This is a genomic window from Mesorhizobium sp. 2RAF21 (genome assembly GCF_052115345.1).
Taxonomy (GTDB): Bacteria; Pseudomonadota; Alphaproteobacteria; order Rhizobiales; family Rhizobiaceae; genus Mesorhizobium; species Mesorhizobium terrae.
The window spans coordinates 271,142-285,919 of the sequence record NZ_JBFRGM010000005.1 but is presented as its reverse complement, the minus strand read 5'-3'; the positions used below and the strand labels follow the sequence as shown (position 1 = coordinate 285,919).

General features: G+C 65.4%; 13 protein-coding genes. 10 read left to right on the top strand and 3 right to left on the bottom strand.

The features are described 5' to 3' along the window. The first annotated feature begins 83 nt into the window (after window positions 1–83). The 5 genes from AB4136_RS10645 (at window position 84) to chrA (ending at window position 5,316) form a co-directional block, all read left to right on the top strand. Window positions 84–1,160, top strand: a complete 1,077-nt coding sequence (locus AB4136_RS10645) for an alpha/beta hydrolase (protein WP_024926578.1) — start codon at window positions 84–86, stop codon at window positions 1,158–1,160. Window positions 1,161–1,251: 91 nt separating this feature from the next. Then, window positions 1,252–2,415, top strand: coding sequence for an alpha/beta hydrolase (locus tag AB4136_RS10640; RefSeq protein ID WP_137900461.1), 1,164 nt, complete (start codon window positions 1,252–1,254; stop codon window positions 2,413–2,415). A 62-nt stretch (window positions 2,416–2,477) separates the two neighbouring features. Continuing rightward, the gene (locus AB4136_RS10635; RefSeq protein ID WP_137900460.1) at window positions 2,478–2,879 is read left to right on the top strand and encodes a VOC family protein; all 402 of its coding nucleotides are present in this window, start codon (window positions 2,478–2,480) and stop codon (window positions 2,877–2,879) included. A gap of 203 nt (window positions 2,880–3,082) precedes the next feature. Then, on the top strand, window positions 3,083–3,907 hold the full coding sequence (locus AB4136_RS10630; RefSeq protein ID WP_137900459.1) for a sulfurtransferase/chromate resistance protein: 825 nt from the start codon (window positions 3,083–3,085) through the stop codon (window positions 3,905–3,907). Beyond that, a complete protein-coding gene (gene chrA, locus AB4136_RS10625) occupies window positions 3,904–5,316 on the top strand; it encodes a chromate efflux transporter (protein ID WP_137900458.1) in 1,413 nt (470 codons plus the stop codon). The genes AB4136_RS10630 and chrA overlap by 4 nt, the downstream gene beginning before the upstream one ends. A 143-nt stretch (window positions 5,317–5,459) precedes the next feature. On the opposite strand, the gene AB4136_RS10620 is transcribed toward chrA, so the two are convergent. Then, entirely contained in the window at window positions 5,460–6,110 is a 651-nt protein-coding gene (locus AB4136_RS10620; protein ID WP_137900457.1) for a glutathione S-transferase family protein, read from the bottom strand. A gap of 45 nt (window positions 6,111–6,155) precedes the next feature. Here AB4136_RS10620 and AB4136_RS10615 point away from each other — a divergent pair, with 45 nt between their 5' ends. Beyond that, entirely contained in the window at window positions 6,156–7,040 is an 885-nt protein-coding gene (locus AB4136_RS10615) for an alpha/beta fold hydrolase (RefSeq protein WP_441931211.1), read from the top strand. Between the two features lie 65 nt (window positions 7,041–7,105). On the opposite strand, the gene plsY is transcribed toward AB4136_RS10615, so the two are convergent. Both plsY and ade read right to left on the bottom strand, forming a co-directional pair. Then, complete coding sequence (gene plsY, locus AB4136_RS10610; RefSeq protein WP_137900456.1) at window positions 7,106–7,768, bottom strand: glycerol-3-phosphate 1-O-acyltransferase PlsY; 663 nt, start codon at window positions 7,766–7,768, stop codon at window positions 7,106–7,108. A gap of 6 nt (window positions 7,769–7,774) precedes the next feature. Further along, window positions 7,775–9,586: an adenine deaminase gene (gene ade, locus AB4136_RS10605; protein WP_024926586.1), complete on the bottom strand. Its 1,812-nt coding sequence runs from the start codon at window positions 9,584–9,586 to the stop codon at window positions 7,775–7,777. Window positions 9,587–9,726: 140 nt separating this feature from the next. On the opposite strand from ade, the gene AB4136_RS10600 reads away from it, so the two are divergent. The 4 genes from AB4136_RS10600 to AB4136_RS10585 all read left to right on the top strand — a co-directional run bounded on the left by AB4136_RS10600 (window position 9,727) and on the right by AB4136_RS10585 (window position 14,776). Further along, window positions 9,727–11,571, top strand: a complete 1,845-nt coding sequence (locus AB4136_RS10600; protein ID WP_024926587.1) for a sensor histidine kinase — start codon at window positions 9,727–9,729, stop codon at window positions 11,569–11,571. Continuing rightward, window positions 11,568–12,926 carry a sigma-54-dependent transcriptional regulator gene (locus AB4136_RS10595; protein WP_024926588.1) on the top strand — a complete coding sequence of 453 codons (1,359 nt, stop codon included), beginning with the start codon at window positions 11,568–11,570 and terminating at the stop codon, window positions 12,924–12,926. The genes AB4136_RS10600 and AB4136_RS10595 overlap by 4 nt, the downstream gene beginning before the upstream one ends. A gap of 222 nt (window positions 12,927–13,148) precedes the next feature. Further along, a complete protein-coding gene (locus AB4136_RS10590) occupies window positions 13,149–14,126 on the top strand; it encodes a tripartite tricarboxylate transporter substrate-binding protein (RefSeq protein ID WP_024926589.1) in 978 nt (325 codons plus the stop codon). Window positions 14,127–14,305: 179 nt separating this feature from the next. Then, on the top strand, window positions 14,306–14,776 hold the full coding sequence (locus tag AB4136_RS10585; protein ID WP_024926590.1) for a tripartite tricarboxylate transporter TctB family protein: 471 nt from the start codon (window positions 14,306–14,308) through the stop codon (window positions 14,774–14,776). Window positions 14,777–14,778: the final 2 nt, after the last annotated feature.

The following is a 14,778-nucleotide window of genomic DNA, read 5'->3' as shown; positions in this document are numbered from 1 at the left end:
TTGGCCGCACTTCGCTTGTCCGGAGGCTGCTTCCATCTAACCGAGAACCGGCGGGAGCCGGCATTAGCAGGGCTGGACGTATCGTGCGTTTGAGAAGGTTCCTGATCATTGCGGCGGCGCTCCTTGCCGCCGGCTGCGCCACGCAGTCGTCGCAGGAGGTGCTGGGCAGTGCGGCTGTCACGGCGTCGGTCTCCGACATCGTCGGCAATCATGCCATCTTCATCGCCACGACCCGCAAGCGCGCCGACGATCCGAACCAGGGCTTCGACGGCGATCGCTCGGCCTCGCTGAACTATGCGCGCGTCAACGTCACGGTGCCGAAGGAGCACCAGGTCGGCCAGATCGAGCGCAAGAGCCGCGGCACCTCCGACGATCCGTCGAAATATTTCATGGCCTCGCAGATGGTCGGCTACGACGCGTCGCCAAAATTCCAGACCGCGCTCAACGCCGATATCGCCGCGCGCGGCGGCCGCGTCATCGTGTTCGTGCACGGCTACAACACCTCGTTCGACGACGCTGTCTATCGCCTCGCCCAGATCGTCAACGATTCCAACTATCCCGGCACGCCGGTCCTGTTCTCGTGGGCTTCGGGCGCCTCGACCACCAGCTATGTCTATGACCGCGAGAGCGCCAGCGTCGCCCGCGACCAGCTGGAGGTGACGCTGCGCATGCTGGCGCAGACCGGCGCCCGCCGCATCGACATCGTGGCCCACTCCATGGGCACCTGGGTGACGATGGAAACGCTGCGGCAGCTGGCCATCACCGGCGACCGCAATCTCGGCGGCAAGCTGGGCGATGTCGTTTTGGCCTCGCCCGACATCGACGTGGACGTGTTCAAGAGCCAGATGCGCCGCTACGGCAAGCCGGACAAGCCGTTCATCGTGCTTTTGTCCGACGACGACCGGGCGCTGCGCCTGTCGGGAATCCTGGCCGGTTCGCGGCCGCGGCTCGGCGACTACAAGAACGCCGACGACCTGGCACAGTACGGCGTTTCGGTGGTCGATCTGTCGTCCAAGCAAGGCACCGACGCGTTCAACCACAACAAGTTCGCCGACAATCCCGAGATGGTCAGGCTGCTCGGACAGCGGTTGCGCGAGGACGACGGCTTCGCCAGCGACCGCCAGGTCACCGACCGTATCCGCCAGCTCGGCATGATGTAGACAAAGCCGGATTGCGCTGGACTGGGCTCGGTTCAGCCACTATTCGAGGATGGACGCCAGGCTCCGGCGTGAAGACATCGGGAACGGCATCATGCGCTGGAAGGCATTGTTCGTCGTCGCCATCGCGCTTGCAGCCTCCGGCTGCGCCGGCTCGAACACGCACGATCTCCTGAACAAGACCGCTGTCGAAGCGCCGGCTTCCGCCATCGCGGCCACGCACGACATCTATGTCGCCACCACCCGCAAGCCCGCGAAGACCGAGCCCAGGCAGGTGTTCAGCAGCGACCGTTCGCTGCACACGCAATATGCACGCGTCGACGTCTCCGTGCCGAAGATCCATGAAGTCGGCAAGATCGAGCGGGCAAGAGGCCGCGGGCAGAGCGACCCCGCCAAGCATTTCACCGCCCAGCGCGCCGTGCTGTACGGCAACGCCAAGGAATTCGAACAGGCGGTCGGCGCCGACATCGCCCGCGCCGACGGACGCGTGCTGGTGTTCGTGCATGGCTACAACAACGGTTTCGACGACGGCGTCTTCCGGCTGACGCAGATCGTGCAGGACACTAATTATCCCGGCACGCCGGTGCTGTTTTCCTGGGCCTCGGCCGGCAAGACCACCGGCTACATCTATGACAAGGAAAGCGCCAACGCCGCCCGCGACGATCTTGAGGCGACGCTGAGGATGCTGGCGAAGACCAAGGCCAAGAGCATCGACATCATCGCCCATTCCATGGGCAACTGGGTGGCGATGGAAGCGTTGCGCCAGCTGGCGATCACCGGCGACCGCGACCTTTCGGGCAAGCTGGGCTACGTCGTTCTGGCCTCTCCCGATATCGACGTCGACGTCTTCAAGAAGCAGATGCTGCGCTACGGCAAGCCGAAGCGGCCCTTCACCGTGCTGCTTTCGGCCGACGATCGCGCCCTGCAGCTTTCCACCTTCATTTCCGGCGACAAGCCGCGCGTCGGCGACTATGGCAATGCCGCCGATCTCGCCCAGTATGGCGTGGTGGTGGCCGACCTCACCAAGACCCAGAGCGGCGACAGCCTCAACCACGCCAAATTCGCCGACAACCCGCTCCTGGTGCAGTTGCTGGGCAAACAGTTGCGCACGCCGGCAGCGCTCGCCTCGGCCGAGCCCGGCGGCGACCAGCCGCTCGAAAACCTCGGCAGCGGTCTCGGCCGCGCCGTCGGCTCGGTCGCGGAAATCGTCGTGACCACGCCGTTCAAGGTGCTGACGGTGGTGACCGGGGGGCAGTAGGTGGTGGTGCGCGGCCGCAGCGCCGGCTCGCCATGACGACCTGAAGCTGCGAAGGGAGCCCAATGCGCTTCATCAATCCGATCCCCTTCGTCAGCGACATCGGCCGCTCCAGGGAATTCTACCAAAAGACACTTGGCCTGAAGATCGTGGAGGATTTTGGAAGCTTCGTGCTGTTCGAGACCGGATTCGCGATCCACGAGGGCCAAGCCCTCGAACAGACTGTCTGGGGCAAGGTATCCCAGGCGACGGAACCCTACGGGCGGCGGAACCTGCTCCTCTATTTCGAGCATGAGGATGTCGACGCGGCTTTCGAGGCCATCACGCCGCATGTGAAGCTGATCCATCCCGTCGAGCGTCAAGCCTGGGGACAACGCGTGTTCCGCTTCTATGACCCCGACGGACATGCGGTCGAGATCGGAGAGCCGCAAAACCTCGGCGCTCCAGGCAATTCGACCGGGTCCTGAGGCCGGCCATTTCGTGAGAGCGCCCGGGGATCGTGCCCCTCGGAAAAGGCGATCCGTTGCGCACTTTCGCAGGCCACAATCAAGCCACCGCTTGACTTGTCGCGGCGGCGGGCAAATGATCGCCATTATGGGGATTGCGATCTCCCCACGAGGCTACGGCCCAAGAATCGCGTCCAGAAACCCGGTAAACGGAAGGACGCGTCATGCCATCCCCAACGACCATATCCATCGACAAGCTCGCCCGCCTGATCGGCACGCCGCATTGCCCGGCGCTGATCGATGTACGCAACGACGAGGACTTCGCTCTCGACCCGCGCCTCGTGCCCGGCTCGCTCAGGCGACCATATCAGGACGTTCAAATCTGGCATTCGGCAATCAGCCAGACTTCGGCGGTGGTGATTTGCCAAAGCGGCAAGAAGCTCAGCGAAGGTTGCGCAGCCTGGCTGCGTCAGCTCGGGCTGCCGGCCGATTCGCTCGAAGGCGGTATCGAGGCCTGGTTCGCCGCTGGCTTGCCGGCGGTGCCCGCCAACAAGGTGCCGCCACGCGATGCGACAGGCCGCACCGTCTGGGTGACGCGGGCACGGCCGAAGATCGACCGCATCGCCTGTCCCTGGCTGATCCGGCGTTTTGTCGATCCGGCCGCTGCCTTTCTGTTCGTAGCACCGCAGGAGGTGGCGGGCGTGGCTGAACGCTTCCATGCCACGCCGTTCGACGTGGAGGGCGTGTTCTGGAGCCATCGCGGCGACACATGCAGCTTCGACACCATGGTCGAGGAATTCGGGCTCGCCAGCGATCCCTTGCTTCGGCTTGCAACCATTGTGCGCGGTGCCGATACCGCGCGTCTCGACCTCGCCCCCGAGGCAGCCGGGCTGCTTGCGGCATCGCTCGGCCTTTCGCGCATGTATTCCGACGACCTTGCCCAACTGGAAGCCGGCATCGCGCTTTACGATGCCTTCTATCGTTGGTGCCGCGACGCGACCGACGAGACGCACAATTGGCCGAACGTCAGGCCGGGAGCCGCGCAATGACTGTCACAGTTCCGAACGCGGCGACCACCACACCGGACCGTCATGCAGCGCATGGCATCAGCTTCGGCGAAGCGATCAAGGTATGGGCCAGGATTGCCGCGCTGAGCTTTGGCGGCCCGGCCGGGCAAATCGCCGTCATGCACCGCATCCTCGTCGAGGAAAAGCGCTGGATCGGCGAGACCCGGTTCCTGCATGCCCTGAACTACTGCATGCTTTTGCCCGGCCCGGAAGCGCAGCAGCTGGCGATCTATATCGGCTGGCTGCTGCACCGGACGAAAGGCGGGCTGGTGGCGGGCATCCTGTTCGTGCTGCCCGGCCTCGTCGCCATCATGGCGCTGAGCTGGATCTATGCGATCTTCGGCAATGTCGGGGTCGTGCAGGCGCTGTTCTTCGGCCTCAAGGCGGCCGTGCTGGCGATCGTGCTGGAAGCGGTCGCCCGCATCGGCAAGCGCGCGTTGCGCAACAAGGTGATGGTGGCATTGGCAGCCGCCGCCTTCGTCGCCATCTTCGTCTTCCGGGTGCCGTTTCCGTTGATCGTGCTCTCCGCCGCGCTGATCGGCTATTTCGGTGGCCGGGCCGGCTGGGCAGCCTTCGCCGCTGCCAATGGCCACGGCAAGATGGGTAAGAACCAAGTCGCCGATGCCGACACCGCGCTTGGCGATGATATTCCGGCCCATGCCCGCAATGCGACGGCCTGGTCGCTCAGGATGGCGGCCATTCTTTTGGTGCTCTGGCTGACGCCTGTCGCGGCCCTGCTTCTGTTGAAGGGGCCGGGAAACGTCTTTGCCGAGATCGCCATGTTCTTCTCGAAGATGGCCGTGGTCACCTTCGGCGGCGCCTATGCCGTGCTCGCCTATGTCGCCCAGCAAGCCGTCGGCACCTATGGCTGGCTGAAGCCCGGCGAAATGCTGGATGGGCTGGGCATGGCCGAGACCACGCCCGGTCCGCTCATCATGGTGACCCAGTTCGTCGGCTTCATGGGGGCCTTCCGTTCGCCGGGTGCGATGCCGCCCTTGCTGGCCGGCACCCTGGGCGGTCTGCTCACCACCTGGGTGACATTCACGCCCTGCTTCCTGTGGATTTTCCTCGGCGCGCCCTACATCGAGACGCTGCGCTCGAACAAGGCACTCTCGGCGGCGCTGGCCACGATCACCGCCGCTGTCGTCGGCGTGATCCTCAACCTCGCGGTCTGGTTCGCGCTGCATGTTCTGTTCGGCGAACTGCGCGAAATCCATGTGGCAGGCGCGACCCTCGACATCCCGGTGCTGACCAGCGTGAACCCGGCGGCGCTCGGCCTTTCCATCATCGCCCTGCTCGCCGTGTTCCGCTTCAAGCTTGGCATGCTTTGGGTGTTGGGCGGCTGTTCGCTGCTGGGCGTGATCCATGGTCTGGCGAGCGGCGCCATCTAGCGAGATCGAGGCTCCCGCTCACGCGAGCGGGTCGGCCGCCTCGAAGGTCCCCACGTCGACCGATCCGACTTTGAGAAGGCGCGCCAGATCACAGCCAGCGGCGGCGGCACGTGCTGCTTGTAGGCCTTATCATGCAGCCTTGATCAACCGGCCGACGCGGCGGTGAAAACCGCCAACTGGGCAGCGAAGGCGCGCCTGAAGGCCGGTCGCGCCTCGGCGCGGGCGACATAGGCGGCGATGTTGGGAAATTCGTCCAGCATCCCCGATGTGATCAACCTGCGCAGCACCCCGACCATGACCAGGTCGCCGGCGCTGAACGCGCCGTCCAGCCAATCGGCGTCGCCGAGGTGGTCGGAGAGCGCGCGCAGCCGGTGGCGGATGCGGTCCTCGACCCGAGGCAGACGCTCGGCGTGCCAGGGCGCGTCGCGCTCGAGGAGGACGGCGGCCTCGCGTTCCAGGACCGGCGGCTCGATCGTGCTCAGCGCGGCGAACATCCAGGTGATGGCGCGCGCCCGGGCATTTGCCTCGTCGGGCAAGAGGCCGCGATGGCGCTCGGCGATATGGAACACGATCGCGCCTGACTCGAACAGAGTGAGATCACCCGCTTCATAGGTCGGAATCTGCCCGAAAGGATTCAGCGCGCGATGCGCGCCTTCCCTCATCGCGCTGAACGAAACAAGGCGAACGTCGTAAGGCTGCCCCACTTCCTCAAGCGCCCAGCGAACACGCATGTCGCGCGCCTGTCCCCTGCCGCGGTCTGGCGACCGTTCAAAAGCGGTGATGGTGGGGATCATTGGATCGCTCCTGGCGATGGGGTGATGCTGGCGAGACCAGTGCGCATGATTGCGGCAATCCTTCCCATGGCCAGCGATCCAGTTCCCGCGCTTTGCCTCCAAAGGACGAACGACCGGCGCAGTTCCCGACACCTCGGCTCATTTTTCATGAGATTTCGCGGCGAGAGCAATCCGTCCGGGGCGTTGCCAGTCGAGCTCCGCCTCGACCTTGCTTTTGCTCCGTTCGTGATTGAGCCTAGGTGCATCCCCTATTGCCAGACAAACGATCGGTGCCAAATGACGACTTTTATCCTCATTCCGGGTGGATGGCGCGGTGGCTGGACTTTTGATCCGGTCGCGGATCTGTTGACCGCATCGGGACACAAGGTACTCGCGCTCACCCTCCCCGGCCTCGGTGATGTTCCGGCGCCGGCGGCCAATCTCTCCAGTCACATAGAGGCAGCCGTTCAAGTCGCGGAAGATTGCGCTGACGAATTGATCCTGGTCGGTCATTCTTATGGCGGCATGGTCGTGAGCGGCGTTGCCGACAGGGCACGCGCCAAAATCCGGGCCCTGGTCTATGTCGATGCCTATGTTCCCGAAACCGGCGAGTCCGTCTGGTCGCTGACCAGCCCCGATTTTCGCGACATCTTCATCGCCGGATCGCAAGCCGACGGGCTGACCTGCGTGCCGCCCTCCAACCGCGAGCCGCGATGCCGCCCGCATCCGATGGCGACTTTTCTCCAGGCGATCATCCTGACCGGGCAATGGCGCGACGTTCCGCGCAAGGTCTATGTCGGCGCGCATGGGTGGGAGGGCAGTCCGTTTCGCGACCTCCATGAACGCTTGAGCAATGACCCGGACTGGCAAACCTACGCCCTGAACTGCGGACACAACGTGCCGCAGCTCGAACCCGAAGCCCTCGCGGAAATACTGCTGAAACAAGCCTGAGCCTCACACGGCCGCGATGTCCGCAACTTGGCCAGTGTCGACATCGCGCCCCGGCACGGCGTCCCTCACGCGCCGCTTCGCCCCAGCCGTGGTTCCGACCCGGACAGGAGCCGTTGGATGTTGGCGCGATGGCGCAGGATCACATAGAGGCCGCCGGCGATCACCAGCAGCCGGTAGGGCAGCGGCTGCTCGAAGGCGAAGACCAGTATGATCGCCGTTAGCGCGGCGAGGATCGAGCTGAGCGAGACGATGCGGGAGACGGCGAGCGCCACGCCCCAGACCGCGAACGCGCCCAGTCCCACGGGCCAGGACATCGCCAGCAAAACGCCGAGCCCCGTGGCGGCGGACTTCCCGCCGGTGAAGTTCAGCCAGATCGAGCGGCCGTGCCCGAGCAGAACCGCCAGCCCCGACAGGCAGACGGCCCAGGGCACCAGGGCCTGGAGATCGATCGCCGCCGGCGGCGCGAAGGACGGCAGCGTCGCGAGCCAGGAATAAAACCAGCGCGCGAAGACGATGGCGGCTATACCCTTCAGCACATCGACGAGAAGCACGACCAGCGCCGGTCCCTTGCCCAGCGTTCTGAGTACATTCGTCGCCCCGGTGGATCGGGAGCCATGCTCGCGGATATCGATGCCCCGCAGCAGTTTCCCCGCCAGGTACCCGGTGGGCGTGGCCCCCAGCAGGTAGGCGACCACCAATCCAACGGCACTTGCCAGCCAGAACGCCATAAAACCTCACACGAACAGGTCGACCTTCTCGAAGGTGCGTACATCGACCAGCCCGACATCCGAGATGCGCAGCTCGGGGATCACCACCAGCGCCAGCAGCGAGTGCTGCATGTAGGCGTTGTTCAGCGAGCAGCCCACCTGGCGCATCGCCTCAGTCAACTTCTCGGCCTTGGCTGCAACGATTTCGGCGCGCTCGTCCGACATCAGGCCGGCGATCGGCATTTCGACCAGCGCCAGTTCCTTGCCCTTCGAATAGAGCACGACGCCGCCACCGACCTCGGCCAGGCGGTTGGCGGCCAGCGCCATATCCTCCTTGTTGGTACCAACGACGATGATGTGATGGCTGTCATGCGCCACCGACGAGGCCATGGCGCAATCCTCGCCATAGCCGAAACCCGAGACGAAAGCGTTGGTGACGCCGCCGGTGCCGCGATGGCGCTCCACCAGCGCGATCTGGCAGACGTCATTGCGCCGGTCCATGGCGACCAGACCGTCCTCGACGGCGAGGTCCGCCTCCAGCGCGCGGGTCGGCGCCTGGTTCTCGATGACGCCGATGACGCGGGCGCGCACCTTGTTGGCGCCTTCCGGCGCCTTGATGTCGAAGTCGTGTGCGGCAAGGCGCTTGCCGAGCTTCACCGTATTCTTGGCGCTGGCCGGATAGTCGTAGGCGGGGATATCGGCCTCCAGCCTGCCGGCGGCGGCGAGGCGAACGCCACGGCCATAGACCTCGTCGATCGCCATTTCGGCGAGGTTCGAGACGATCAGGAAATCGGCCAGCCGCCCCGGCGCGATCGAACCGATCTCGCGCTCCAGCCTGAAATGCTGGGCGGTGTTGATGGTCGCCATCTGGATCGCCGTCACCGGCTTCAGGCCCTGTTGGATCGCATGGCGCACGACGCGGTCCATATGGCCGTCATTGACCAGCGTGCCGGAATGGCTGTCGTCGGTGCACAGGATGAAGTTGCGCGGGTCAATGCCTTGTTCCGTCACGGCTTTGATCTGTTCGGCGACGTCGTACCATGCCGAACCGAGACGCAGCATCGCCTTCATGCCCTGGCGTACGCGGGCGATCGCATCGTCGGCGCGGGTGCCTTCATGGTCGTCTTCCGGACCGCCGGCGACATAGCCGTGGAACGGCAGGCCGAGATCCGGCGAGGCATAGTGGCCGCCCACCGTCTTGCCGGCGCGCACGGTCGCGGCGATCTCGCCCGACATCACCGGATTGTTGGCGGCGACGCCCGGGAAGTTCATAACCTCGCCGAGCCCAATGATGTTTTCCCAGCCCATCGCCTCGACGACATCCTCGACGGTGAGCTGAGCACCGGCATTTTCCAGCCCCGGCGCCGAAGGCACGCAGGACGGCATCTGCACATGCACGTTGATCGGCATGGCCAGCGCCTCGTCATGCATCAGCCGCACGCCGGGCAGACCCAGCACATTGGCGATCTCATGCGGGTCGATGAACATGGAGGTGGTGCCGTGCGGAATGACGGCACGGCTGAACTCGGTCACCGTCACCATGCCGCTTTCGACATGCATGTGCGCGTCGCACAGGCCGGGCACCAGATAGCGCCCGCCGGCATCGACCACCTGCGTATCAGGGCCGATGGCGTGCGAGACATCGGGCCCGCAATAGGCGAAGCGCCCGCCGACCACGGCGATATCGGTGCCGGAAACAATCTCGCCGGAATGGACATTGACCCAGCGGCCGTTGCGCACGACGAGGTCGGCCGGCTTGCGGCCCATGGCGACGTCGACCAGCAGCGTCGCCATTTCGGTCCAGGGTCGCGGCTTGGAAAAGGATGAATTTTTCGGCATTGCAAGGAGATTCCCGTGTTTCTTCGCGACTGTAGCGAAAGCCGCCGCGGAAAACAGCGGCTCGGTTGTTTGAACTGAGACCGTGGCTATACTCGATAACAGAATTGTTCCGGGTCTTTAGGACCTGCCATGGACTTCCGATGCCGCAGTTCCTCAAAGGTCGCCGCTGGATCTGGCCTGCGCTCGCGGTCGCGACGCTGGCTGTGGCGCTCGCCTTCTATGGCAGCAGCTTCGCCTCGCGCGCTTATCTCGACCAAGCGGCATCGCGCGGCAAAACCACGCTGAGACTGGCCGTCGCCGCCTTGCAGGGGCAGCTCAACCGCTTCGAACCGCTGCCCTCGCTGATCGCCGACAATGACGACATCAAGGATTTGCTGGCCGACCCCGGCAATCCGGAACTCCGCGCCAGGGGCAATGCCTATCTCAGGCAAATCAACGCGTTGCTGCAATCTTCCGACATCTATGTGATCGGCCCGGACGGCGAGACGATCATCGCCAGCAATTTCGACCGCCCGATCAGCTTCGTCGGGGAGAATTTTTCCTATCGACCCTATTTCCAAGACGCGATCGAAGGCAAGCGCGGCCGCTTTTTCGCGCTCGGCACCACCTCGCTGAAGCGCGGTTACTATTTCTCGGCCCCGGTGCGTGTCGGCAGCGCCATCCGCGGGGTCGTGGTGTTCAAGGTCGAGGTCGATGCCATCGAGGCCTCATGGCTTGGCGGCGACGACGAGATCATCGTCACCGACCCCGAGGGCATCATCTTCATGGCGGAACGGCCGGAGTGGCTCTATTCCAGCCTTTTGCCGCTGACACCGGACCGGCTTGCCCGCACCGCCGCCTCGCGGCGTTACGCGACCGCCACGCTGCGTGAACTGCCGATCACGCGCAGCAGCTTCGGTGACCGGCTTCCGCTGATGACCGTCAATTTCGAAAGCCAGCGCAGCGAATATCTGGTCCTGTCGGAGGCGATGCCGGACGCCGGCTGGACGATCAGTGTGCTGCTGGACACACGTTCGGCGCATACCCAGGCCTTGATCACCGTGACCGTCGCGCTGCTGGCGCTCGGCCTTGCCGCCCTGGCCGGCTTTGTTTTCCTGCAGCGACGGGCCCGGCTGGCCGAGCGGCTGCTTCTGCAACGCAACGCCCAGGCCGAGCTCGAACGCCGCGTCGACGAACGCACCCACGACCTCGCGCTGGTCAACACGCGCCTGGAGACCGAGGTCACCGAGCGCCGCGCCACCGAACAGCAACTCAGGCAAACGCAAGCAGACCTGATCCAGGCCGGCAAGCTCGCCGCGCTCGGCCAGATGTCGGCGGCGCTGTCGCATGAGTTCAACCAGCCGCTGGCGGCGGTGAAAACCTATGCCGACAACGCCGCCGTACTGATCGACCGCGAGCGCGCGGCCGAGGCCCGCGACAATGTCGCGCGCATCTCCAGCCTCGCCGACCGCATGGCCTCGATCAGCCGGCATCTGCGCAATTTCGCCCGCAAGCCGAACGAAAAACTCGGGCCGGTCGACCTCGCCGAAGTGATCCGCGACACGCAGGAGATCGTCGCCTGGCGGCTGAAGGCGGCGGACGCGACGCTCACGGTCGATCTCGGCCGCGCGCCGCTGACGGTCAAGGCCGGCTCGGTGCGGCTGCAGCAGGTGCTGGTCAACATCATCACCAACGCCGCCGATGCCGTCGAAGGTTTGCCGGACCGGCGGATCGAACTGGTGGCGAAACGGCGGGCCGGCAAGGTGGCGATATCGGTACGCGATCATGGTCCCGGCATCGCCGAGGCGATCGCGGAACGCATCTTCGACCCGTTCTTCTCGACCAAGGGCGTCGGCAAGGGTCTTGGTCTCGGCCTTTCGATTTCTTATAACATCGTCAAGGATTTCGGCGGGGACCTTGCTGTTTTGAATCATCCCGAGGGTGGCGCCCTGTTCACCATCGAGCTCGACGCGGCGCGCAGCGGCGTGCGCGAGGCGGCCGAATGAAGCCGCCCATCGTGCTCCTGGTCGACGACGAGGAGGAGCCGCGCCGTGCTGCCGCCCAATCGCTCGACCTCGCCGGTCTCGCCGTGCAGGACTGCGCTTCCGCCGAGCGCGCGCTCGATTTCATCACGCAGGGTTTCCACGGCGTCGTCATGTCGGACATCCGCATGCCAGGCATGGACGGCATGACACTGCTCGGGCGCATCCGCGAGATCGACGCCGACATCCCCGTCATCCTCGTCACCGGTCATGGCGACGTGCAGCTTGCTGTGCGCGCCATGCGCGAGGGCGCCTACGACTTCATCGAAAAACCCTATGCGACGCAGCATCTGGTGGAGATGGCCATGCGCGCCATCGACCGGCGCAAGCTGGTGCTGGAAAACCGCCAGCTGCGGGCGGCGGCCGGCAAGAACGACGACCTCGAAACCCGCCTGCCCGGGCGCACCCAGGTGATGGTCGAGTTGCGCTACAAATTGCGCGCCATCGCCGCCACCGACGCCGACATATTGGTGATCGGCGATACCGGAACCGGCAAGGAAGTGGCGGCACGCGCGCTGCACGACATCAGCGGCCGCGCCACCAAACCTTTCGTCGCCATCAATTGCGCGGCACTGCCCGCCACGCTGATCGAAAGCGAGCTGTTCGGCCATGAGGCCGGCGCCTTTCCGGGCGCGCTGCGCCCGCGCTTCGGCAAGTTCGAACATGCCAGGGGCGGCACAGTGCTCCTCGACGAGATCGGCTCGATGCCGGCCGACCTGCAGGCGAAGCTCCTGCGCGTCATCCAGGACCGGGTGATCTACCGGCTCGGCTCCAACGAGCCGATACTGCTCGACGTCCGCTTCATCGCCGCCAGCAAGGTCGACCTCGACGAAGAAGTCGCGGCGGGCCGCTTCCGCGCCGACCTGCTCTACCGCCTCAATGTGGTGACGCTGCGCATGCCTTCACTTGCCGCGCGGCGGGAAGACGTGCCGCTGCTTTTCCTGCAACTGGTGCGCGAGGCCACCGGCCGCTATCGCCGCGACGACACCGACGTGCCACCGCACATCATCGCCGATGTCGCCAGCCGCGACTGGCCGGGCAATGTGCGCGAACTGCGCAATGCCGCCGACCGTTTTGTCCTTGGCCTCGGGCAGCATGGCGCCGAAGAGCCGGCCGGGGCGGACGCCGGAGACTTGCGTCTCGCCGATCGCGTCGCCGAATTCGAGAAGGATGTCATCGTGGCGGCGCTGCTTGCCCATGGCGGCAGCCTCAAGCCGGTCTACGAACAGCTCGGAATCTCGCGCAAGACGCTCTATGAGAAGATGCAGCGCTACGGGCTCGACAAGAAGCGGCTGGGCGTTTCGGAAGCCGCCGACTAGGTCCGGCTCCGACTGCCGCGCCCGCATGTGTGGAAACCCACACACGCCGGAGCGGCGATGTTACGATTTCCACCCATCGCGCGACACTCCTTGCGGAAATGCCGCCGTTTTGCGCCTGCGTCGTGTTGCCGAACGCGGCTCTGGCCCCTCCTATTCGCCATCCACTGCCTGCGCTGGAGGAAACCAGGGCGTCGGCAGGGCACGCATATTTGGGAGGACTCCATGAAGACGCTCATCGCCTCGCTGGCGACGGCTGCCGCCATTGCCATGCTGACCGGTTCGGCCATGGCCGAAAGCTATCCAGACCGCACCATCACCGTCATCGTGCCGTTCTCGGCCGGGGGCCCGACCGACACCGTTACCCGGCTGGTCGCCGAGGCCATGTCCAAGGATCTCGGCCAGCAGGTGATCGTGGAGAATGTCGGCGGCGCCGGCGGTACGCTGGGCGCGGCCCGCGTCGCCGATGCCGACCCGGACGGCTATACGCTTTTGCTCCACCACATCGGCATGGCCACCAGCGCCACGCTCTACCGCAAGCTCGCCTACGATACTTTGAACGCCTTCGACTATGTCGGCCTCGTCACCGACGTGCCGATGACCATCGTGGCACGCAAGGATTTCGAGCCGACCGACCTCAAGGGCCTGATCGACTATGTGAAGGCCAACAAGGACAAGGTCACCCTTGCCAATGCCGGCATCGGCGCCGCCTCGCATCTGTGCGGCATGATGTTCATGAACGCCATCCAGACCCCGTTCGTGACGGTTCCTTATAAGGGCACCGGACCGGCGATGACCGATCTGGTCGGCGGCCAGGTCGACCTGATGTGCGACCAGACCACCAACACCACCAAACAGATCCTGGGCGGCACCATCAAGGCCTATGCCGTCACCTCGCCGGCCCGGCTGGACGTGCTGCCCACCGTCGCCACCGCCGAGGAAGGCGGCCTGCCCGGCTTCCAGGTCGGCATCTGGCACGGCATCTACGCGCCCAAGGGAACGGCGCCGGAAAAGCTCGACCGGCTCTCCAAGTCGCTGCAAAAGGCGCTCAAGGACGAGAACGTGGTCGCCCGCTTCGCCGAGCTCGGCACCAAGCCGTCGCCCGAGGCCGACGCCACGCCGGCGGCGCTGAAGGCCAAGCTCGAAGGCGAGATCGCCCGCTGGAAGCCGGTGATCGAGGCCGCCGGCCAATACGCCGACTAAGGCATACGGCAGGGCGAGCATCCCCTCACCCCGAGGGCAATCGCAGGCGAGCCTACCCCTCATCCGGCGCCGACGGCCTCCTCTCCCTCGGGGAGAGGTCGGTCCGGGTCCGGCAGCGAAGCCGCAGCATGCGGAGGCTGAGTGAGAGGGATGGCCGCACCAGGCATTGGGAGGGAACCGTGGACAAGCTTTCCATCGACCGAACGAACGCGGCGTGCGGCGCGATCTTCATCGCCGCCGGCCTGTTCTTCGGCTACCAGTCGCTCGGGCAGGAAATGGGAACGGCCTTTCGCATGGGCCCGGGTTATTTCCCGCTCGTCCTGTCGGGCGTTCTCGTGCTGCTCGGCGCCATCATCGCCATCCAGGCGATGCGCATGGCGGGCGAACCGATCGGGCCGATCGCCTGGCGTGGCCTGTTCTTCATCCTGCCGGCCCCGATCTTCTTCGGGCTCACCGTGCGCGGGCTGGGCTTCGTGCCGTCGCTGTTCTTCACGGCGCTGATTGCCGCCTTCGCTTCGCAGCGCATGCGGCCCACCACCGCGATCATCATCGCCGCGGCGCTTACGCTGTTTTCGGTCGTCGTCTTCAGCTACGCGCTCGGCCTTCCCTTCCAACGTTTCGGGCCGTGGCTCGCCGGGCTAGGAGCCTGACG